This window comes from Paenibacillus sp. FSL H8-0332 (assembly GCF_037963835.1).
In the GTDB taxonomy this organism is placed as follows: domain Bacteria; phylum Bacillota; class Bacilli; order Paenibacillales; family Paenibacillaceae; genus Paenibacillus_AQ; species Paenibacillus_AQ rhizoplanae.
Window position 1 is genome coordinate 939,641 of the sequence record NZ_CP150145.1, and the last position, 22,412, is coordinate 962,052.

21 protein-coding genes are annotated in these 22,412 nt (G+C 52.7%); 18 read left to right on the top strand and 3 right to left on the bottom strand.

The features are described 5' to 3' along the window. Positions 1 to 27: 27 nt before the first annotated feature. Both NST43_RS04030 and NST43_RS04035 read right to left on the bottom strand, forming a co-directional pair. A complete protein-coding gene (locus NST43_RS04030) occupies positions 28 to 1,152 on the bottom strand; it encodes a stalk domain-containing protein (RefSeq protein WP_339222713.1) in 1,125 nt (374 codons plus the stop codon). A gap of 185 nt (positions 1,153 to 1,337) precedes the next feature. Beyond that, positions 1,338 to 1,913, bottom strand: a complete 576-nt coding sequence (locus NST43_RS04035) for a TetR/AcrR family transcriptional regulator (RefSeq protein WP_339222714.1) — start codon at positions 1,911 to 1,913, stop codon at positions 1,338 to 1,340. Positions 1,914 to 2,082: 169 nt separating this feature from the next. Between NST43_RS04035 and NST43_RS04040 the strand changes: the two genes are divergently transcribed. The 16 genes from NST43_RS04040 to NST43_RS04115 all read left to right on the top strand — a co-directional run bounded on the left by NST43_RS04040 (position 2,083) and on the right by NST43_RS04115 (position 18,363). Next, positions 2,083 to 3,285 (top strand): MFS transporter, encoded by a 1,203-nt coding sequence (locus NST43_RS04040; protein WP_339225330.1) that lies wholly within the window; start codon positions 2,083 to 2,085, stop codon positions 3,283 to 3,285. Between the two features lie 191 nt (positions 3,286 to 3,476). Next, positions 3,477 to 4,040: a sigma-70 family RNA polymerase sigma factor gene (locus tag NST43_RS04045; protein ID WP_339222715.1), complete on the top strand. Its 564-nt coding sequence runs from the start codon at positions 3,477 to 3,479 to the stop codon at positions 4,038 to 4,040. Then, positions 4,037 to 4,945, top strand: coding sequence for a DUF4367 domain-containing protein (locus NST43_RS04050; protein ID WP_339222716.1), 909 nt, complete (start codon positions 4,037 to 4,039; stop codon positions 4,943 to 4,945). Before NST43_RS04045 ends, NST43_RS04050 begins: the two co-directional genes overlap by 4 nt. Before the next feature lie 220 nt (positions 4,946 to 5,165). Next, on the top strand, positions 5,166 to 6,248 hold the full coding sequence (locus tag NST43_RS04055) for an outer membrane lipoprotein carrier protein LolA (protein WP_209993368.1): 1,083 nt from the start codon (positions 5,166 to 5,168) through the stop codon (positions 6,246 to 6,248). A gap of 181 nt (positions 6,249 to 6,429) precedes the next feature. Next, complete coding sequence (alr, locus tag NST43_RS04060) at positions 6,430 to 7,611, top strand: alanine racemase (RefSeq protein WP_339222717.1); 1,182 nt, start codon at positions 6,430 to 6,432, stop codon at positions 7,609 to 7,611. 211 nt (positions 7,612 to 7,822) lie between these two features. Then, the gene (locus tag NST43_RS04065; RefSeq protein WP_036697455.1) at positions 7,823 to 8,104 is read left to right on the top strand and encodes a ribbon-helix-helix protein, CopG family; all 282 of its coding nucleotides are present in this window, start codon (positions 7,823 to 7,825) and stop codon (positions 8,102 to 8,104) included. Positions 8,105 to 8,107: 3 nt separating this feature from the next. Beyond that, positions 8,108 to 8,458, top strand: a complete 351-nt coding sequence (locus tag NST43_RS04070; RefSeq protein ID WP_036697332.1) for a type II toxin-antitoxin system PemK/MazF family toxin — start codon at positions 8,108 to 8,110, stop codon at positions 8,456 to 8,458. Between the two features lie 306 nt (positions 8,459 to 8,764). Next, positions 8,765 to 9,373 carry a TetR/AcrR family transcriptional regulator gene (locus tag NST43_RS04075; RefSeq protein ID WP_209993370.1) on the top strand — a complete coding sequence of 203 codons (609 nt, stop codon included), beginning with the start codon at positions 8,765 to 8,767 and terminating at the stop codon, positions 9,371 to 9,373. Between the two features lie 57 nt (positions 9,374 to 9,430). After that, the gene (locus NST43_RS04080) at positions 9,431 to 10,642 is read left to right on the top strand and encodes an MFS transporter (protein ID WP_339222720.1); all 1,212 of its coding nucleotides are present in this window, start codon (positions 9,431 to 9,433) and stop codon (positions 10,640 to 10,642) included. A gap of 434 nt (positions 10,643 to 11,076) precedes the next feature. Beyond that, entirely contained in the window at positions 11,077 to 13,305 is a 2,229-nt protein-coding gene (locus tag NST43_RS04085; protein ID WP_339222721.1) for a Tex family protein, read from the top strand. A gap of 469 nt (positions 13,306 to 13,774) precedes the next feature. Continuing rightward, positions 13,775 to 15,028 (top strand): MFS transporter, encoded by a 1,254-nt coding sequence (locus NST43_RS04090; protein ID WP_209991717.1) that lies wholly within the window; start codon positions 13,775 to 13,777, stop codon positions 15,026 to 15,028. Between the two features lie 33 nt (positions 15,029 to 15,061). Further along, complete coding sequence (locus NST43_RS04095; protein WP_209991736.1) at positions 15,062 to 15,148, top strand: hypothetical protein; 87 nt, start codon at positions 15,062 to 15,064, stop codon at positions 15,146 to 15,148. Between the two features lie 263 nt (positions 15,149 to 15,411). Then, positions 15,412 to 15,843 (top strand): Lrp/AsnC family transcriptional regulator, encoded by a 432-nt coding sequence (locus tag NST43_RS04100; RefSeq protein WP_209991716.1) that lies wholly within the window; start codon positions 15,412 to 15,414, stop codon positions 15,841 to 15,843. A gap of 20 nt (positions 15,844 to 15,863) precedes the next feature. Next, positions 15,864 to 16,496, top strand: a complete 633-nt coding sequence (locus NST43_RS04105) for a LysE family transporter (RefSeq protein ID WP_209991715.1) — start codon at positions 15,864 to 15,866, stop codon at positions 16,494 to 16,496. 115 nt (positions 16,497 to 16,611) lie between these two features. Continuing rightward, positions 16,612 to 17,526 (top strand): GNAT family N-acetyltransferase, encoded by a 915-nt coding sequence (locus NST43_RS04110; protein ID WP_339222725.1) that lies wholly within the window; start codon positions 16,612 to 16,614, stop codon positions 17,524 to 17,526. Between the two features lie 84 nt (positions 17,527 to 17,610). After that, on the top strand, positions 17,611 to 18,363 hold the full coding sequence (locus tag NST43_RS04115) for a hypothetical protein (RefSeq protein WP_209991714.1): 753 nt from the start codon (positions 17,611 to 17,613) through the stop codon (positions 18,361 to 18,363). Between the two features lie 102 nt (positions 18,364 to 18,465). On the opposite strand, the gene NST43_RS04120 is transcribed toward NST43_RS04115, so the two are convergent. Further along, complete coding sequence (locus NST43_RS04120; RefSeq protein WP_209991713.1) at positions 18,466 to 19,434, bottom strand: S-layer homology domain-containing protein; 969 nt, start codon at positions 19,432 to 19,434, stop codon at positions 18,466 to 18,468. A 344-nt stretch (positions 19,435 to 19,778) separates the two neighbouring features. On the opposite strand from NST43_RS04120, the gene NST43_RS04125 reads away from it, so the two are divergent. After that, positions 19,779 to 21,413, top strand: a complete 1,635-nt coding sequence (locus NST43_RS04125) for an extracellular solute-binding protein (RefSeq protein WP_209991712.1) — start codon at positions 19,779 to 19,781, stop codon at positions 21,411 to 21,413. Positions 21,414 to 21,441: 28 nt separating this feature from the next. Next, complete coding sequence (locus NST43_RS04130; RefSeq protein ID WP_339222727.1) at positions 21,442 to 22,395, top strand: ABC transporter permease subunit; 954 nt, start codon at positions 21,442 to 21,444, stop codon at positions 22,393 to 22,395. Positions 22,396 to 22,412 lie beyond the last annotated feature (17 nt).

The following is a 22,412-nucleotide window of genomic DNA, read 5'->3' on the forward strand; positions in this document are numbered from 1 at the left end:
TTGCAAGCCTCTCCTTCCGGCAGCGGATTATTTCTCCACAATGGCTTCACCCCGTTCATCCGGCTCAAAAGCAATAGACCCCAGCTCCATCCCTGTCTTACCTGCCTTATATTCCAGCTTCAGGGTACCGACACTCTCGGTCATGCCGACCATTAGGCTGGTATCTGCGAGCAGCTTGTTACTCTCTACTGAGTAGTAGGTTACTGCGCCAATGGCCGCTTTGCTGCCGAAATACTTCATGCCGTCCTCAGCACGGTCCGGGAGTCTGAGCGTCAGCTTGGACGGCTTGGGTCCTGTAAGCTCAAGCTTCAGCAGGACATCATCCTTATCCAGCGAAATACTGGAGGAGACTACAGCAGAGGCCGCTTTGTCCGCAGCAGGCACCGATATTTCCTTCCATTGTTCCGGATTAACCACATGAACCTCCTGTGCAACCAGCGAGGTTCCGGTTCCCAGGGTGAACACAACCGTGGCCTCCGGTTTGCCGTCCGAATCTACATCAGCATAGAAGAGCTGAGGCGGGTGCGAGTAGTCTCTGGATACGTTCCAGTTGAAGCGTTGCTTTTTCCCGTTCACTTCAAGGATGAATCCTTTGTAGGTATCGCCGTCCTTGAGCGCGGCGTACAATTTCACCTTGGGATTATTCTCTGCAACGGCAAGGGGGGCAGCGGGTACTCTGACGGTTGTGCTAAGACTGCCCGGGGTAACAGTAACCCGGCTTCCTCCCTTATTCAGCTCTGTAACAGCTCCCGTAAGGGAGTCCAAAGCAGCTGCCGCGATATATACATGGCCTGCCTTCAGTAACACAGGAGAGTCCAGCTCCTCTTGATATCCTCCGTCCGTTTGCGTATAAGTCACCTGCTTGGAAGCGCTACCGGGCGTTAGAATCGTCTTGTCCCAGCTTGTGGATAGGGTGAGTTGCTTGAGGGTGTTATTCCATTGCAGCTCTATCGGGAAGTATTCCAACAGCGCGCGGGCAGGTACGTATAATGTGCCGCCTGAATGGAAGGGGGGAGCCCCGGGGAGAACGGCTTGTCCGTCCACAACAAGGGATAGAGGGGCAGCAGCAGAATGGGCAATATCTATGGATGAACCCGCCGCATGGCCTGCGAGGAGCAGGGCAATAGCGGCAGCGGTAATTAATTTTTTCATAAGATAACCTCCGGAGTCTGGAAATTCCAATCTCTTGTATTATAAATGAAAAACACCGCCTGCGGGTCACGTTCTGTTAACAAAGATAAGTCAAGCCTGTTACAGCCCTAGCTTATACTGCCCATACTGCATTGTGCCTGGACAAATGCAATTTGCCATATCCTAATAGAAGACTTGCAGAAACCTCAAGCTTCAAGCGCCTGAAGGGCAAGTAACACCAGCGCTCTGACTGAGGCTTCGCTCAGTTCTCCCCCGGTCAGCAGCAGCCGGTAAAAAATAGGGCCATAGATCAAGTCGATACAGCTCCCGATATCGAGTCCCTGCTTCAGTTCCCCCTGGGCAATCCCCCGTTCGAACAGCTTCCAGGCTTCCTGGCGGCGCGGGCCGAAATACCTGCTCCGGTACGCCTCCGCCAGTCCGGCATCGGATTGACCTTCACCGATCAGCTCCGTAATGACTTTACCTTCCCGGCTGGTGAGGAACCGTGCGAGCGTTCCCGCATGAATCAGAATGTCCTCTTTGGCGGAACCGGTATCGGGGATCGGCAGTCTGGCGTTAGCAGCGTACAGATATCCGTCCATCACTACCGCTGCTTTATTCGGCCACCATTTATAAATCGTTGCCTTACTGACCTGGGCCTGCTCCGCGATCTTCTCTACGGTAACTGCGCCGAAGCCCGTCTCCAGCAATAATTCATATGAAGCGTTCAGAATAGCGTTCTTGGCCTCAGTATTGCGCGGGCGGCCTCTTTTTTTCTCCATGGTGATTCCTCCTGACAGTGCTAGTTCAACTATAATTGGAGTATACCATAAAACTGCCTATTTACAATACTGAACGTTTAGTATATTATTTGGTCATAGCAATTAATGAACTGAATGTTCAGTATTTAAAAAATGGAAGGTGGAGTTTCAAATGAAGGCTTACGTTCCGATGCAACAACAAGCAGATTCCCCTGAAGCTGCAAAGGCTGTCCCCGGCTGGATCACATTTCTGCTGGCCGTATCCTGCGGACTGATTGTGGCGAATCTCTATTATACCCAGACGCTGGTTGGGCCCATCGGGCAGGCCATTCATCTGTCGGCCGGAGCGACCGGACTAATCGTTACCCTGACGCAAATCGGTTATGTTGCCGGACTGCTGTTCATTGTCCCGCTCAGTGATATTATCGAGAACCGGCGGCTGACTGTGATGTCGCTGATTCTGGTTGTGGCCGCTCTGGCACTGTCTGTCCTGGCACCGAATGCACCGCTGTTCCTGGCCGCCTCCTTGCTGATCGGGCTGGGCTCGGTAGCAGCGCAGGTCCTGGTGCCGTATGCCTCTTATCTGGCGACAGAGGAAGATCGCGGCCGCGTCGTCGGCAATGTGATGAGCGGGCTGCTGCTGGGCATTATGTTCGCCCGCCCGGTCGCCAGCTTCCTGGCCGGACTATGGGGCTGGCAGTCCATCTTCATAGTCTCGGCTGTCGTTACTGCGCTGCTGACGCTGCTCCTGTCCCGTATTCTGCCCGCACGGAAGCCCGCTCCTGGCCTGAGTTACGGACAATTACTCCGCTCTCTGGGCACATTGCTCATGCAGACGCCGGTGCTGCGGCGCCGCGCCTTATACCAGGCCAGCCTATTCGGCGCCTTCAGCTTGTTCTGGACGACCGTTCCACTGCACCTGTCCAGTGAGTATCATCTGTCCCAGCAAGGAATCGCCCTGTTTGCTCTGGCTGGTGTGGGCGGAGCCGTAGCCGCGCCGATTGCGGGCAGATTGGCTGACAAAGGCTGGACCCGGTTATTGACCGGTCTAGGCATTTCACTGGCCGTTCTCTCCTTTATCCTGGCCTACCTGCTGCGGGATACCTCCAATTTTACACTAGGCCTGCTGGTGCTGACGGCCATTCTGCTCGATATGAGCGTGTCCGGTAATCTGGTGCTGGGGCAGCGGGCGATCTATTCACTGGGCAATGAGACCCGGGGGCGGCTGAACGGCTTGTTCATGGCGATCTTCTTCATTGGAGGCGCCGTGGGATCATCACTCGGGGGCTGGGCATATGCTTACGGCGGCTGGAGTCTGACAACCCTGATCGGGCTGGCACTGCCAGTGCTGGCGCTGATCTACTTTTTGACCGGGAAGAAGGAGCACGCTTGAGAAAAGCAGACATGGCGTTCAGCAATAATCCGCATAGCCAGTAATTCCCAAAAAAACTACAGTAGGCAGAGGAGCTTAGAGCCTCTGTCTTTTTTTCGTCTGCATATGTAATGGATTCGATAGATAGAGCGTATTAGCTCATGTAAATTACTTGGCCAAGTAAATTCAGCCTGGAAGGGAGGGCTTAAGGAATGCAAGAGCGCGCATTGCTGCCTTTGATACATGACAGGGTTGCTACTCATATAGAGACAAAGCTTGCGTTTGCAGCGGTTTTTGAAGCCTATTATAAACGGATATTCAACTATATCGCCTACCGGGTGAGCTGCCGTTATACCGCCGAGGATCTGGCCAGCCAGGTGTTCGAGAAGACGCTATCCAAGCTGCCCGGTTATTCCCCGGAGAAAGCGCCGCTTGAGGTATGGCTGTTCGCCATTGCCCGCAACGTAGTGAATGATTATTACCGGAGCCAGGCCCGGCAGCGCTTCTTCTCACTGGACAGTATCCGGGAGCTGGTGTCGGGAAAAAAAGAGCCGGAAACGCTCATCCTCGGCAGAGAGCGCAGCGACCGGCTACAGGTGGCGCTGGACACGCTCAGCCCGAAGGAACGTAACCTCATCGCCCTGAAATTCGGGGCGGATCTGAAGAATACGGAGATTGCCCGGATTACCGGAATCTCGGAGAGCAATGTCGGAGTCATTCTCTATCGCAGCATGCGAAAACTGAAATCTGAAATAGGGAGTGTGGAAGAGCTATGAATAACAAGAAGAACGCCGCACAGGCAGAAGAGCTTGAGCTTCAGGAGCTGGGAGACTATCTGGCCCGCCAGGACTTCTCCCGGGAGTCCGATCGGGCGGCGGTTCTCCGCCAGGTGAGAAGCCGCTCCATTCAGAAACAACAGGAGGAAGATAAAATGAAGAACAAACAACGAATCAGACGTCCGGTGATGATTGCAGCTTCTCTGCTGGTGGCAGCCGTGGTGAGTATATCCTTCGTCAGACCCTCGTTCGCACAGGAAATGCTGGAGCGCGTGCTGAATTCAGTCCAGCTGGGACATATTGAGGTCGCTCAGATGGACGGGACCCACCCTAAGGAGTTCCCGGATGCCTGGAAGGGCAAGATATTTGACCAGGACGGTAATCCGGTCACCTCATTTAACCCCATGCCTGAAGCCATCTTCAATGCCGCCGGGGAGGCCATCGTCAATTTCGACGGGGATAAGCTGATTACCCTGAGTGAGCAGGAGCAGCTTGACAAGGAAGCGTCAGAGCAGAAGTTTACCGTCAAGGAGGCAGCGGAGCTGGATAAATATGCTCTCTTCAAGGTGAAGCTGCCGGAATATCTGCCAGAGGGCTTTGCCTTTGACCACGGGGAGTTCTATAAGGACGAGGCGGGCGTAAGCGGGCAGATTGTTGAACTGTTCTTCGCTAGCAAAGATAAGGATAAGCGAATCTGGATGCAGCTGCGCCTGGCCAATGAGGAGAATGCCTTTTCAATGGCAACGGACGACAAGGTGGAGCAGGTGAAGCTTAAGGGGACGGATGCGGTTCTGGTCAGTGACAGAAGCCTGGACTGGGAAGCAAACGGCGTGATGTACGGTCTCAGTACCCGCGGCCTTGACCGGACTGAGGTCCTGAAAATCGCAGAGTCCATTAACTGGTAATCTGCTGAGGAGCGGATAAGGGAACAGGTACGAGACATAGGAAGAATCAGAGCACCAGACTGCAACCCCGAAAGCGTGGCGGGGATCGCGGGCTGGTGCTTTTTTGCAATAGCGTTTCTACTATTCTTCATGCTTGTCATGCCCGTCTGCATATTGAGGCCAAGTCCTTCATAGACATGTACTAATCAATGCATTCAAAACAGGTTAAGGGGATGATGTCATGCGCCGGATAACATGGGTACTCGCGATCATTATGAGCGTGGCCTTAGTATTGGCGGGGTGCGGGAAGAAGGATGCCGCCTCTGTGGTCAAGGATCTGAATCAAGTGTCTGACAAGCTGGAGAGCAAGCAGGGAGCTTATCAGGGCTCAGGCACAATGACCTTGTACACCGGGGAGCAGCCGCAGGATTACAAGGTGGAGGTATGGTATAAGAATCCTTCGTATTACCGGATCAGCCTGTCGAATGTCCAGAAGGATGTGAAGCAGATTGTGCTGCGCAATGATGAGGGCGTATTCGTCCTGACCCCAAGCCTCGGCAAAAGCTTCCGCTTCCAGAGCGACTGGCCGGACAGCCAGGGTCAGGTGTATCTGTACCAGACGCTGCTGAAGGGAATTGTCAAAGACAATAACCGGCAGTTCGTGGAGGACGGAGATAATTATGTGTTCGAGGTCGCTGCCAACTATCAGAGCAGCGCGCTGGTCCGCCAGAAGATCTGGCTGAACAAAAAGACTTATGAGCCGAAGCAGGTGCAGGTATCGGATTCCGAAGCCAAGGTTGTGGTGAATGTGACCTTCGACAGCTTCAAGTTCGATCCGGAATTCACAGCAGATTCCTTCGATATGCAGAAGAATATGGCGGCCGGCAGCCCTTCCGAGAACACGATGGCGGAAGTGGATCAAGAAGGCAATCCGGTGGTCTCTGAAGATGGTGAACAGGCCGGTGAGCCGGTTACGGCCGAGCTGGGCGACTTCGGAATCATTGAGCCGGCTTACATTCCGGCCGGTGTGAAGCTGAAGGACACGAACAAGATTGAAGGCAGCAAGGACCATGCGGTGCTGATCCGCTATGACGGCGTCTACCAGTATACGATTATGGAAGCCCGTCCGCTGGACCGTGCGGTGTCGCTGGCTCCCGGAACACTGGTCGATCTGGGCTTCACGGCCGGCCTGCTTAGCGGGGATGAGCAGCAGACGCTGACCTGGATGAGCGAGGGTGTAGAGTACCGGATTACAAGCGCAAATCTGCCAGTTACGGAAATGATGCAAATAGCCGCTTCTATGGAGGAACAATCGGGTAAATAAAAATCAGTGGGCGGATACTGCGCAAGGTGGGAATCATTCCTCTACCCGCGGTATCCGTTTTTTGTCTACACCCTGCTCACATTGACAGCGGCCTTCACGAGCATTACCATTGGCAGTAAGACTTCTGATCTGTGCGAATAAGGCAGAGATGTTTTACTACAATGTAAGAAGGTGACCTGAAGTGAAGGCAAGCTATCGGCCGACAGCAGCCGAGATTAACCTGGATGATTTGCGTGCCAACTACGAAGCTTTTCGCGGCGTATTGCCGCAGGAGACCAAGTTCATGGGATGCGTCAAAGGAAATGCGTATGGACATGGAGCAGTGGAAGTGACGCGGGAGCTGGAGCGGCTTGGAGCGGACTACGTCAGTGTTGCTTTTCTGGATGAGGCATTGGAGCTGCGTCAGGCGGGAATACTACTTCCTATCCTGGTGCTGGGCTATACTCCACCGGAAGGCATTGCTGTAGCCTGGGAGAACAACATTACCGTTACACTGTTCACACCGGAGGTACTGGAAGCGGTTAGCGCCCTTCCTGTAGCGAAGGAGCACCGGCTGAAGGTACACATCAAGATTGACAGCGGAATGGGCAGACTGGGATTATTGCCGGAGGATGCGCCTGCATTCATCGCTGAGGTGCATGCGGTGGCACAGGCGGAGCTGGAGGGCATGTTCACCCATTTTGCCAGAGCAGACGAACACAACAAAAGCTATACACTAATGCAGCACCGACGTTTCATGAGCGTGGCGGAAGCGCTTCGGGACATGGACATTACCATCCCGATCATACATACGGGCAATAGCGCTACGGCCATTGATACACCTCTACTATCCATTAACATGGTGCGTGTAGGCATAAGCTTGTACGGATTCTACCCCTCGGCTGAGGTGAACCGCGAGCTGGTGGCTCTACACCCGGTAATGACGCTGAAGACGCAGGCTGTATATGTCAAAACCCTGCCGCCTGACTCAGGCATCAGCTACGGCACCCGGTACTTCACGGCAGGCGATGAGGTTATCGCTACGCTCCCCGTGGGGTACGCTGACGGATATTCCCGCATGCTAACAGGCAAAGCGGAGGTGCTAATACGCGGACGCCGTGTTCCTGTCGTCGGAACGATCTGCATGGACCAGTGTATGGTATCACTCAAATCTTTCGCTCTAGAAGCGGAACAAATCAAAGCAGGCGAAGAGGTTGTACTCATCGGCCGCCAGGGCACCGAGTCGATCACGGCAGATGAACTGGCGCTCCATTTAGGGACGATCCACTACGAAGTAATCTGTATGCTGGCTCACCGGGTACCGCGAGTGTATGTACGCCAAGGTACCTTACCCAACCTCGTCAATCCCTTGCTGCAAGCCTAATACCCTGACCAGATACCTAGTACAGGAACTGAATATAAGGAACGTACCGTATAGAGCTTGTGACTTATAGTCTATACGAACCGCCATTTCTAGTTTATAATGGGATGCAGCATACTTGATATACTGGCGGCATATATTCCTTGTATAAAATTCCTTGTATATTGTAACACTGGAACACAAGGGCAGAAGGTTTGTGGGGGTGGAAGAGAAGGTGGCCAATTTGCAGAACACCAAAAGAATCATGATCAGCTTGCCCGATCATCTCTTGCAGGAAGTAGATGGGATCGTTCAACTGGAGAACTCTAACCGTAGTGAATTGATCAGGCAGGCCATGAAGCTGTACTTGAGCGATCGGAGGAAACGTACCATCCGCGAGTCCATGCAGCGGGGCTATATGGAAATGGCTAAGATTAATTTAACCATGGCATGCGAGGCCTTTCTCGCAGAGGAAGATGCAGACAGTACTCTTGGCCGCTTAGTAAGCGGGGTGTAACTATTGATTGTTAAACGCGGCGACGTTTTTTTTGCCGACCTTTCACCGGTTGTGGGTTCTGAGCAAGGTGGAGTAAGGCCGGTACTGATTATTCAGAACGATATTGGCAATCGCTTCAGCCCGACTGTGATTGTGGCAGCTATCACTGCCCAGATCCAGAAGGCCAAGCTGCCGACGCATGTGGAGATTGATGCAGCTGCTCATGGCTTTGACCGGGATTCCGTGATTCTGCTGGAGCAGGTTCGTACCATTGACAAGCAACGCTTAACAGATAAAATCACCCACCTGGACGACGAGACCATGAAGCTGGTGGATGATTCGCTGCAAATCAGCCTGGGGCTGATTGATTTCTGAACCTATTCATAGGGATGTAACATCAATAATCGTAACAAAAGGCAGGCCGGATGAATCCCGGTGCTGCCTTTTTTAATAAGATAAGAATTTATATATTTTGGGGCCCCCGCAAAGTACCTGAGTAAACATCGAAGCAAAGCCCCACTTTGTGGGGTTATTTAACGTGTATGGATATACAGAAAGTGATAGACGGGCTGATGGATAACCATCTATTACGGGTGCTGCTGGGTATATTTCAGCCGGGGTTGTGTAAGGTTATATCTGCGTGATATAATTGGACCGATCGGTCGGTCTAGAGGAGGGGTAATGATCAGAGGACGTTCAGATGGAGAAGAAACCAAAAGCCGTATTCTGCACAATGCTTCCAGTCTATTCGCGCAAAAGGGCTACGGAGCAGTAAGCATGAATGAGGTCTGCCTGGCTGCGAAGGTCAGCAAGGGCAGTTTATATCACCATTTTCCCAGCAAGGATGAGTTGTTCCTGCATGTGGTGGAAGAGGATACACAGAAATGGATCTGTGAGTGGGAGGAGCTGCAGAGCAAGCTCAGCGGAACGGAAGCCCGCCTGTTCGCGCTGGGTGATCATTATGCGAATGATTTTCAGAATCCGCTGATTCACGCACTGGAGGAATACGCCAGATCCCGCACACTTCCGGACGATATCCGCCAGCGTCTCTCGCAGATCTATGAGCTGGTTGCACGGGTCTGCCGTGAGCTGCTGCAGGAGGGAATGGATTCCGGGTACCTGAACAACATAAATCTGGAGAGCTGTGTAATCACACTCAGCGGGATGCTGGAAGGAATCGGACGGGTCAATGAGATTACAACCATCGCCAATACCCCGGAGGAGATCAGGGCATACTACCGTGCAGCCATTCAGATCCTGCTGCAGGGGATACGCGCCGGGGAACGTTAATCAACAGATACAGATAGATATAGATAGATGAACCTAGGAAATTCGGAGGGAATCACAATGTCATTACTGTTAAGGAACCGGGGAGCGATGCTGCTTCTCATGCTGAATATCTTTTTGGCGTTCACGGGGATCGGTCTGGTTGTCCCTATTATGCCTACCTATATGAATGAACTGGGTATCGGCGGGAGTATGGTCGGGCTGCTGGTGGCCGCATTCTCGCTGACTCAGCTGCTGGTCTCGCCCTTCGCCGGAAGACTCTCGGACAAAATGGGCCGCAAAAAAATCATTGTCGGCGGTCTGGTGGTGTTTGCGTTCTCGGAGCTTCTGTTCGGTCTGGCTAACGCATCATGGGTGCTGTTCGTCTCGAGAATGCTTGGCGGTATCGGTGCAGCGATGATTATGCCTGCTGTTATGGCTTATGTGGCGGACACCACCTCCTCGGAGGAGCGGGCGAAGGGTATGGGCTTCATCAATGCGGCCATTACCACGGGCTTCATCATCGGGCCAGGAATCGGCGGCTATCTGGCCGAGCTGGGCATCCGCGTTCCATTCTTTGTTGCTGCGGGTGCTGCCGGGCTCGTGGCCGTCATTACGTTAATCGTCCTGCCGGAATCGCGTTCGGCGGAGCTGCGTGAAGAAGCCAGAGACCAGAAGGGAAATAAGGATAATCTAATTCTCCAGCTCGTACGCTCTTATCGTGAGCCTTACTTTTTCGGACTTATTATTGTATTCGTACTGTCTTTCGGGCTGGCCAACTATGAAACGGTATTCGGATTGTTTGTGGATCACAAATTCGGGTTCACGCCCAAGGATATTGCGTTTGTCCTGACGTTTGGCTCGATTGCCGGGGCTGTGGTACAGGTTACCGCATTCAGCTGGATTCTGAACAAGTTCGGGGAGAGCCGGGTCATTTCCGCCTGTCTGCTGGTCTCGGGCCTGTCGATCCTGTTGACGCTGTTCGTGCATGGCTTCGTGGCGATTGTATCTGTGACCTTTGTTGTATTCCTCGCCATGGATATCCTTCGCCCCGCTGTCGGGACACAGCTCTCCAAGATGGCGGACGAGACGCAGCAGGGCCTTGTGATGGGAATGAATTCCGCGTACACCAGCCTTGGCAACATTGCCGGACCGATTGTAGCGGGTATCCTGTTCGATATGAATCTCAATTTCCCTTATGCGGCGGCTGCGCTGGTCATGTTCCTCAGCTTCCTGTTGTCGGTGAGCTATGGCAGACGGAGAAGAAGCAAGGGGATTCCGGTGGTACGGTAACATTGGGAGAGGGATTCAGACCACTTTACATGCCAATAAGATAAAGATTCCTATAAAATAAGAATACGGCTATGTCATCCTGGAAGGGGCGGCGTAGCCGTATTTTATATAGAACTTAGGGGTTGAGAATAGCTGGATTTCTTCCACTTGCTGATGAACGATTGAACGCTGCTGGGACAGCAGGTGGATAAAAGGCATTTAAATAATCTCTTTTCAGCCGAAATAGGGGAAACGTTCCATAGCAGATGTTGTTTATCCACTTGTTCAAGCATATTTCTCAGAAATCGGCGAAATAAGATACGTTTGTCCACTTGCTTGCTGCGGGATTCCGTATGCCTGCTTGGTGGTGTCGGACTTTGGTCCTGCGACAAACTGTGATAGTATTTCAGTAGAGAGCTATGAACTCAGACTGTGTATAGAAAGAGGGATCTACTTTGAGCGTTGATACGAATCAGGCGGTGAAGGCGGCGGAAGATGCTGCTGCCCGTCAGGAGCAGGAACTGATACTTGCAGCTATTGCGAAGGAGCTGAGCATCAGTCTGAAGCAGGTAAGAACTACGGTGGGGCTGCTAGATGAGGGCAACACCATTCCGTTCATTGCCAGATACCGCAAGGAAATGACCGGGGAGCTGGACGAGAATGTCCTCCGCGATGTCGAAGAACGGCTCGGATATCTGCGTAACCTCGGTGACCGCAAGAAGGATGTGATCCGCAGCATCGAGGAGCAGGGCAAGCTTACTCCTGAGCTGCAGGCGAGTATCATGAAAGCTGTGAAGCTGCAGGAAGTGGAGGACCTGTACCGTCCGTTCAAGCAGAAGCGCAAGACACGGGCCAGTGTCGCCAAGGAACGGGGACTGGAACCGCTGGCGGATTGGGTGATGGAGCAGCGCCGGCAGGGGGTTCCGCTGGAAGAGGCCGCTAAGTATATTGATGCAGACAAAGGTGTAGATAGTGCCGAGCTGGCGCTGCAAGGGGCGATGGATATCATTGCCGAGAATATTGCCGATGATCCGGCCATCCGTTCGTGGGTGCGCCAGTATACAGCGAGTCAGGGGATTCTGGTCTCCGAGGCCAAGGATGCCCAGCAGGAGAGTGTATACGAGAATTATTATTCGTACCGGGAGCCTGTGCACAAAATGCCGCCGCACCGTATTCTCGCCATCAATCGAGGGGAGCGGGAGAATGTGCTGAAGGTCGGCATTGAGGTTGTGGCCGACAAGATCCATGCGTTCATTATCCGCAAGCTGGTGAAGGGGCCTTCCCCGGTCAAGGAGCTGCTCGAAGCGGTGACCGAGGATGCGTACAAACGGCTGCTGGCCCCTTCCGTCGAGCGCGAGGTGCGCGGGGAGATGACGGAAAAGGGGGAGACGCAAGCGATTTCCATCTTCTCAGGAAATCTGCGCAGCCTGCTGCTGCAGCCGCCGGTGAAGGGACGACATGTACTTGGTGTCGACCCGGCTTACCGCACCGGCTGCAAGCTGGCCGTAGTGGACGATACCGGCAAGCTGCTGGAGGTAGCGGTCACTTATCCGACGCCGCCGAACAACAAGAAGCGCGAGGCGGCGGCCAAGTTCAAGGAGCTGATCGCCAAATATGGCATCCAGCTCATCGTCATCGGCAACGGCACCGGCTCGCGGGAGACGGAGCAGTTCACGGCCGAGGTCATTGCCGAGGTCGGCGACCCTGACTTGGCCTACCTGATCGTTAACGAGGCAGGGGCCAGTGTGTATTCGGCCTCCAAGCTGGCGCAGGAGGAGTTCCCGGATCTGGATGTGGCGGAGCGCAGCGCCGCCTCCATCGCCCGCCGCGTGCAGGACCCGCTCGCGGAGCTGGTCAAGATTGATCCGAAGGCCATCGGTGTCGGGCAGTACCAGCACGATGTGTCGCAGAAGCATCTGGAGGAGAGCTTGAAGGGCGTCGTGGAGTCGGCGGTTAACCACGTCGGTGTCGACGTGAATACCGCTTCGGCCTCACTGCTCTCCTATGTGGCAGGAGTGAATACGACGATTGCCAAGAATATTGTGAAGTTCCGCGAGGAGAACGGCAAGTTCACTACGCGCAAGGCACTGCAGAAGGTGCCGCGCCTGGGCGCGAAATCCTACGAGCAGTGCATCGGCTTCCTGCGTATCCCCGGAGGGGACAATACGCTGGACCGCACGCCGATCCACCCGGAATCCTACGCGGTGGTGGATAAGTTGTTCCGCGAGCTGGGGCTGGATGTGAAGCAGCTCGGCAGCAAGGAGGTTGCAGAGCAGCTAAGCGCTCAGGATGCGGAAGAGCTGGCGGTGAAGCTGGAGGTGGGCGTGCCTACGCTGCGCGACATCCTGGAGAGTCTTCAGCGTCCGGGCCGCGACCCGCGTGAGGAGCTGCCGCTGCCCATCTTCCGCAAGGATGTGCTGAAGATGGAAGACCTGCTGCCCGGCATGGAGATGCAGGGCACGGTGCGCAACGTAATCGACTTCGGCGCCTTCGTCGATATCGGGATCAAGAACGACGGGCTGGTCCATATCTCCCAGCTTAGCGGTAGCTATGTGAAGCACCCGATGGACGTGGTCTCCGTCGGCGACAATGTCACCGTATGGGTGCTGGGCGTGGATGTGAAGAAGGGCCGCGTCAGCTTGACGATGCGCCAGCCGCGTGAGGCGGCGGGCAGCGGGGAGTAGTGGGCGTTACGGACTCAGAGGACCTTATTTTGCTGAAATCGGCGTTTTGTGGATCGTTGCGGACTCAGGAGCCGTTAATTCAGGCTTCGAAGCCTGTAATTATGCCCGACAGCCTCATTAGCGTCTTCTGAGTCCGTTTAAGCTGACAAAAGAGGCATTTCAAAGAGAATAACGGCATCCTGGTCCGCAAAGGACCAGAGAATGCAAATAAGCTGTGCTTTCCTTCAACAGGATTGCACAGTTTTTTTGAAATATAGAATTCATATGTTTCACACGATAACTTATCCTTCTATTTCTCGCTGAAACGGTACCGTCCTTTAAAAGGACGGCAAAGCCGTTTCCACTTGTAGGCTGGGCTTATGAATTTGAGTTGGAGATTCATGTGGAGAATATCATTTGTTTTAAGCATGACATATGCTTTGATAAAACTATGGCACAAGGAGGCATTCAAAACGAAAGAGGTTAATTTATGAGTGATCCACAGACGGCTTCACCCTTGCGAACGGATCAGGACGAGCAGGCAGTGCCGGTGCGCAAGCTGCTGGAGCTGCCCCTGGCGTATATCCGGTTTCTGGCAGGGATGTTTATTTCCAGGTTGGGGGATTCTTTGTTCACCTTTGCGATTCCATGGATCTCCTACGAATTAACGAAATCGAGTATTGTAATGGGCTCTATGTATGCGGTAAGTGTCTTGCCCATCGTTCTGTTTGGTCCGGTTGTAGGGAGTCTGGTTGACCGATGGGACCGAAAAAGACTGATGATTGTAACGGATATTTTAAGGGCGCTACTGGTCGTATTGATTCCCTTGCTGCATTTTGCCGGCCTGCTTCAGCTTTGGCACCTGTATGCAATCTCTTTCGTGCTTACTATACTGTCTTTGATGTTCGATGTGTCGATAGTCGCGATCATCCCGCAGCTTGTGCCTGCACAATTGACAAGAGCCAATGCTTCGTACCAATTGACCAACCAAATTGCTGAGATGGCTGGACCTTTACTTGCCGGAGTGATTATTGCTGGGATAGGCGGCTTCAATACGCTTTGGCTAGATGCGTTGTCCTTTGGAGGTACGCTTATTGTTCTTATGTTAATGGCAGACTTGGGGCACTCTCGCTCAGCGGCGAGTATAGGGAGGATTTTTAGCGATATCGGAGAAGGGTTCAAGTGGCTGGTACGCTCGAAGATCAATTTGTCTTTTTCGTTTCAGGCTATGATCGGTAACTTCGGGTATAGTGCTGCTTTTGGTGTCTTAATGTTCTATTTGTTAAACACCTTGCATTTGAATACCCAGCAGAGCAGCATTAATTATACCTTGTTAGGCTTTGGCGGAATGATCGGCAGTCTGCTTGCTGTTCCGCTGGAGAGACGTTTCCGCCGGGGATTGTTAATTCCTGTATTACTCGGAGTGGGGACTCTGGGATTCAGTTTTGCTGCAATCAGCGACTTTTGGCTGGCTCCCGGCATTGCCTTTCTAGGGGTTACTACTTGTAATGTGGCTTGGAATACCATTGTAACCTCAGTCCGGCAAGAGACGATTCCACAGGATATGATTGGACGTGTTCTGGGCTTCTCTAGAGTGCTTACCCGGCTGGCAATGCCTCTGGGAGCAATGACCGGAGCGGCCTTGTCAGAATGGACGGATCCCCGTGCAGTGTTCGCTGTGGCCGCAGCTGCCAAACTGCTTGAGGTAATTATTGCCTTGGTGACACAGATCCGCAAACTTTAAGCTGTCTAACGATATTTCACTAAAAGGGCGCGAATGATCGTCTTCCTCTGCTCCGAAGCCAATTCCTACAGTACAGGCCAGACCGTATTGGTGGATGGCGGCTTGGTCAAAGGGCTTTAGAATTCTCAATTCCAACTCTAATCAGTAAAAGTTGAGAGAATAAAAGAATGGGTCAGCCAGTTATTCGGTTGGCCTATTTTGGCGTTTTGATTAGAGATGATTGAAGGGACTTTAACTATTTAAGTTTGCCCGCGTTGAAATCTGGTAATTATTAAACTTTTTAATACAAAATCAAATGAGCTTAAAAAAATTACGTATTTACCAGGAAGTATTTTCTTATTTAATACATATTGTATAATTTACTTAAAATGGAGGGGATGCAAATGGATGATATTGACCTGCAAATCCTGGGGTTACTGAAGAGGAATAGCCGGATGACCAGCTCCGATATCTCGAAAATGATTCATCTGTCGGTTCCATCCATTGCGGAGCGAATCCGGAAGCTGGAACGAAACGGGGTCATAGCGCAGTTCACCGTCAAGCTGGACCGTAAGGCTATGGGCAAGAACTGTGTAGTCTATATTTTCCTCCAGCTCAGCAGCTCGGTGGATACTCAAGGCTTCCGTGAGAGTATCATCCAATCCCAGGAAGTACTGGAGTGCCATCATATTTCCGGTGAATATGATTATCTTCTGAAAGTGGCATTAGCAGATCTATCCGGTGTTGAGACCTTCATTACACAAACGCTTAAAGCCCGTTACAGCATTGTCCGATCGAACACCATTTTCAGTCTATCTGCCCTGAAAGAGGAATAGAAGCGAAGGAGCGGTTATCTATGTCATGGGAATGGATATCGAAAGGTATATTGCTGGGCCTGTCCATCGCGGCTCCCGTAGGGCCTATCAGTATTTTGTGCATCAGAACGACAATTACCAGAGGATTCAGAACAGGGCTGTACAGCGGGCTGGGTGCGGCAACCGCAGATGCTGTGTTCGGCATACTGGCAGGATTAGGATTGACAGCTTTGACTGCTGCTCTAGTGAATTACAACATTATACTGCAGGTGGTTGGCGGATTGTTTATTTGCTGCTTAGGGATAAGATCGTTACTACGGGTTCCGGCCATGGAAGCAGCTCATTCTACTGCCAGCCCAGGTGTGCTGGGTTCTTATGCTATGACGTTTCTGCTCACGCTGTCTAACCCGATGACGATTATATTTTTTCTGGGCGTATTCGGAGCTACTGGTGTTCTACTGTCGCATAAGCTCACAGATATGGTGTTTCTGGTTACAGGCGTGTTCCTGGGCTCAGCACTATGGTGGGTACTCCTCTCAGGAGCAGCTGCACTGCTTCGGAATAAGGTACTGGAGGGACCCTTTAAGCTCTCTCTATTTAACAAAATGTCCGGGGGAGTACTGTTTGTATTCGGAGTAGTTACCCTTGTGAAATCCGCAGCTGTATTTTTGTAACGAGGACGCAAGCGCCACCAGCTCAGCAGTATAAAACAACTATAGTTATTCAAGAACGGAAGCCCCCTGCCAGGCGGTGTTATGATAGACAGAAACAGAAGGTGGTGGATAGTAATTGAGCAATAGAGTGATCCGGCAGTTTGAAGAGAGGGATATGGCGGCGCTTGGCGTGATGTATGCACAGGTGTCGGCCCAGGAGGATGTGCTGTTCTGGTGGGTGGGGGATGCGGGCAATTGGGAGAATGTCTTCTGCGCTTTTGAAGGGGAGCAGATGGTGGCCAAGGGCCAGCTGCAGCTCTTTAATGTGGTGCCACCGGGACGCGCGGCGGAGAGTAAACACAAGATTTTCGTGAATCTCAAGACATTGCCCGGACGGGAAAAGGATCTGGAGCTGCGTGACAGTGTCTACGCTCTTCTGCTGGAACGGGCCCAGGTGCTGAAGAGTACGCTGCCGCCGGAATATGAGACCCTTCTGTGCACAGGCAATTATGCGGCGGAGGAGAGTTGCCATGCTTATTTCGCAGAGCATCTGGGTTACCTGCCGGATGGCTGCTTGTATACACTCCAGCGCGATCTTCGTGAACCCGTCCATGCGGTGGAGCTGGAGGAAGGCCTTGAATTAAGCTATGCGCCTATAGATTCGCCGGAGCAGAGGGCGGCTTATCTGGAGCTGGAGGCAGAGATTTGGCCGGAGACCCCGCTCGGAATGGAGCGTCTGCTGGAATATCAGGAGCATCCGCACTGGACATCGATGGTTGTGCGGGATGCAGGCCGGGTGGCGGGCAGTCTGATGGTCTGGCAGGAAGAGGAGACGGGCATCATCGAGGATGTATTTGTCTGTAAGCCCTGGAGGAGAAGAGGCATTGCCAAGGCGCTGCTGAATCGTGCGTTAACGTATCTTCAGGAGAAGGGTCTGGAGCAGGCGCAGCTGGTCGCATTGACCACGAATGATTCCGCACTGTCCCTGTACCGGTCAGCCGGGTTCCAGACGGGACGGCAGGAGATCAGATATTATACTGAGCTGGGGTAAGGGAGCAAACAACCTGCAACTAACTCCGCCCGGCAAGCGTCTAAATAGAATAAGAATAGCATTATAAGGAGGAGTTGCAGGTTCATGAATACATCCAGAACTATTGGCTTCACTGCACTGCTGGCTCTAACGCTGGTTCTGGCAGCTTGCGGTTCTGCAGAGAATACGGCGCCGGAAGCTACGTCTGCTCCAGAGCAGACTCAGGCCCCTACGCTGGCACCTGCGGAGACTGCGTCCTCCCCGGCACCTTCATCAACGGCTGCTCCAAGTCCTGTGGCGACGGAAGCACCGCCGGTAGCAGAAGATCCCGGACCGCCGGAGGAAGGCACTCCGCCTACAGCATTGGAAGCGGCGGCAACGGTGATGCGGGCACTGAAGAGCGGCAAGATGGAGACGCTGGCCGCCTGGGTGCACCCGGAGCGCGGAGTACGATTCTCCCCCTACGCTTATGTTGATACAGAGCGGGACGTTGTGCTGAGCAGGCAGGAGCTGGAACAGGCGATGCAGGATACCCGCAAGCGGGAATGGCGGGAGTTCGCGGGTACTGGAGAACTGATTGAGCTAACCTTTGCCGACTATTATAAAGAGTTTGTGTACGATGCTGATTTCGCCGGTAAGGCTAAGATTGCACTGAACCAGGGTCTGGGCCAAGGGACGACACTGAACAATCTGAGAGAGGTATACCCTGCAGACAGCCATGATTTCGTAGAATATCACATTGCCGGTGTTGATCCTTCGGCAGAGGGGATGGACTGGAGCAGCCTGCGTCTGGTTTTTGAGAAAATAGGCCAGGATCATGCGCTGGTTGGCATTATCCACGATCAATGGACTCCCTGATTCCCGCAGTATGTGAATAGAACCAACTGCAAACAGCGCACCGCCGGATGTCCGGACGGTGCGCTGTTTTTGAATAAATATCTATGAGTATCACATGATAACTTATCTAACCTGAGGGTTGGGCGAAGTCTCCGAGCCTGGGGCGGCTTGGGCTACTGCGGTATAGCCTTCGGGCAGATAGGTGACTGCGGTGCCTGCCGAGATGACCTGCGGGTTCATGGACCCGGGCTTCGGTGACGTGACCTTGAAGAAGATCACTGCGGTTTTGCCAGCGCCGAACTCAATCCGCTCAATGACCAGGCCATATCCCGGATTCGGCAGATTGGATACGGTCACTGTAGCTTTGTTGACACCAGCGGCGGCTTTGTCCAGTGTTACAGCGGCATCATAGGTGCTTGGCGGGGCTGAAATGTTCTCATCCATCATAATCACTTCCTTCATGAATTTGGCAGCATCGTAGACCAGGACGGCAGCCTCTGCACGGGTAACCGCTTCGTCCGGGCGAAAGGCGTTGTTCTTCTCCAATGTGACCAGTCCAGTGTTGATCAGAATCTGCAGGCTGTTCATCTCAGCGGCAGACAGCTTGCCGCCATCCGTAATGTTGGCATACATCTCCGTATACGCGAAGTCCCCTTTGTTCTGTAGCGCCTGAAGCAGCAATTGTGCGAACTGGACCCGTGTCATCACAGCATTAGGGTCAATAGACCGCTCCAGCATTAAGCCGCTTTCTTTGGCCTTCAGGAATGCGGAGGCATACCAGGAGGCATTTTTTACGTTGTCAAAATAATCGCTGGCCTTCTTGCCAGAGGGTTGCTGCGGAGCAAGCTTCAGGCCGCTTACCATGAACTGCACGCCTTGCGCATACGTAAGGCTGGACTTCGGCGCGAACTTGTCGCTGGTCACTCCGTTAAGTATGCCCTCCTGATGAAGGGCATTGATTTTGGCTTCGGCCGCATGGCCCTTCAGATCTGAGAAAGCGGAAGCCGGTGCCCCGATAGCTAAGGTTGCCGCCAGAATGCTACAGGCCAGCGAGATTTTGGCCGTGCGCATCCGGGTTAGTGTATTCTTCATTGTACATCACCTCGTATCCTCTTAGATGGGATTTAGGAGCAAAAGGTTGCAGCCCGTCACTCCATAGATGGAATTATTATTCTCTAACCCCGCAGCACTGATTCCCCACACTCGAAAAAAATTCATCATGTGTCAATTTTCACCTACCGGAAGTCGAATCTTCGCCTGATTTCAGGCGCTCTACCGGCCAAAAAGGTCAATATACGATGATTAAAAGGTAATATACGGTGAGACAGGGTGCGGAAGAAAAATTATAATGATGATAACGCTTTCTTGGATAATGCGAAGAAGGAATGGCTTGTATTACTGATCATTTATAAATTCCTACTAAGGGGGTAAGTCAAATGAGAAAAAAGAGTATTCTTGCCTTGGTGCTGGCAGGCTGTCTGACAGGACTATCACTCACAGGCTGCAGCAGTAAGGGGAACAGCTCGGATGTGGGGAACGACAGCAGCAACACGCCGGAGGGAAAGACGAAGCTGAAGGCGATTATCGTGAAGCATTCACTAACCAAAGATGTCACGCAAATGAAATGGCTCGCTGAAATAGAGGAGAAGGCGAATGTCGAAATTGAATGGCAGCAAATCTCTGCGGACTGGGATCAGAAGAAGAGTGCTCTGTTTGCCAGCGGTGAAATTCCGGATTTGCTGTTCAATGCGACCTCTAACTCCGATTTTGTACAATTCAACGGGTTGTTCGAGGATCTGGGCCCGCTGATTGAGAAGGACGCTCCTAATATTCAAAAGATGTTCAGCGAGCACCCGGAATTGAAAACGCTTGCTACTCAAATTGACGGGAAGCTCTACGGCACTCCGCGTTATAAGGGGATCTGGCCCGGCTCCACCGCCTCGATGTTCATTAACAAAACCTGGCTCGACAATCTCGGCCTTCAGGTGCCTACGACCTGGGATGAGCTAGAGACTGTGCTGCTTGCCTTCCGTGAGGGAGACCCGAATCAGAACGGGGACAAGACGGATGAGATTCCGATGGACTTCAACCCGATCGGCTGGGATTTCACACCGAAGCTGCTGCTGGGCAGCCTTGGGCTTCCTCTGTCCAACGGGGCGAGCGACGGCTACTTCACCGAAGGGGCGCAGGTTAAGAATTTCTATGTAGATGAGCGGTTCAAGACACTCATGCAATTCCTGCAGAAGCTGTACAGCCAGAACCTGATCAGCAAGGAAGTGGTCACGCAGGATTACTCCAAATACCAGTCCGTTGCCCGCGGGAATGGAACTACAGCCAAGGTCGGATTCACCTGGGGCTGGGAGACAGGAGACCGCTTCGGCAACGAGCTGAAGGATCAATATGTTACCCTGCCGCAGCTGAAGCAGCATGCGGATTCTACGAATGAGCTGTACTGGAGCAATGACTACTATTACCAGAATTACGGATCCAATGCGGTGTCGGTCAGTGCCCGATCCAAGAACAAGGAAGCTGCGATGCGGTTCATTGATGGTTTTTATGAGCCGGTGGTTAGCTTGCAGGTCCTGTTCGGCGGGATGAATGACACGGATAAGGGAATCAAGGATAACGGGGACGGCACGTATGCGATTCTTCCTCCGGCAGATGCATCCCTGGACCCGGGCTCGTGGAAATGGACGAATTCGTTCGCGGATAACGGTCCAATGTACATTGCCGATGCGCTGAAGGACAAGGTGACACTTGGCTCGGATATGCAGAATGTGCTGAAGGAGAAGGCCGTCTATGATGAGCTGCTGAATAAGGCGGACGAGAAAAGTAATGTCTACCCGCAGAACTTCATGAAATACAGCACGGAGGACACCAACACCCTGGCAATGAATCAGGCGAACGTCAATAATATCACGGATCAAAAGTGGGCCAACTGGCTGACCACTAAGGTTGATATTGAGAAGGAGTGGGCTGCCTATGTCGCCTCAGTCAATAGCTCCGGCCTGGAACAGAACCTGCAAATCCGCCAAAAGGCTTATGACGAATACCTCTCCACCTTGAAATAGTGGACTTGAATGGAAGGGGCGCTCCCAAATGAAACCAGCACAGACCACGGTGCCGCATCAGACGCTGCGCGGGAACGGGTGGCTTCGTAGGCAGGCCGGGCATTACCAGCTATGGCTGATGGTGCTTCCTGCGGTCATTTACATCGCCATTTTCTGTTATGGTCCGATGTATGGTATCCAGCTTGCTTTTCGTGAATTTGATTTCAGCAAAGGACTGACGGGCGGGGAATGGGCCGGGTTCAAATATTTCGAGCAGTATTTCAACAGCCCGATGTTCTGGCCTACGCTGCGAAATACGTTTATCATTGCGTTTTTCTCCATACTGCTGGGCTTCCCGATGCCAATCCTTCTGGCACTGGTGGTTAACTCGATCCGCAGCAACAGACGTAAGCGTATCCTGCAGACTACGGTGTATATGCCTTACTTCATTTCCACCGTTGTTCTGGTTGCGTTGCTGCAGATTATGCTGTCTCCTACCACTGGACTGATCGACGGCTTCCTGAAGGCCTTGCACCTGATCCCTGCGGATACGAATCTCATAGGTGACCCTGGCGCCTTCGTTCCGGTGTATGTCATCTCTGCCATCTGGCAGGCCTGCGGCTGGAACAGCATTATCTTCATCGCCGCCCTGTCCTCGGTGGATGCGCAGCAGTATGATGCCGCCCGGATTGACGGGGCCAACCGCTGGCAGACCGTCTGGCATGTCGAGATTCCGGCCATCCTGCCGACCATTATTATTTTATTGATTATGAATATGGGCAGCATACTCAGTGTAGGCTTCGAGAAGACTTTTCTGATGCAAAATAGTCTCAACAAACCCGTCTCGGAGGTCATCTCCACGTATGTCTTCAATGTGGGCGTGAAATCCAACCAGTTCAGCTTCGGTTCTGCGGTCGGTCTATTCAATACCCTGATCAACTTCACGTTCCTGATGCTGGCGAATGCACTGGCCAAAAAAACTTCAAAAATCAGTCTGATGTAAGGAGGAAATGGGATGTC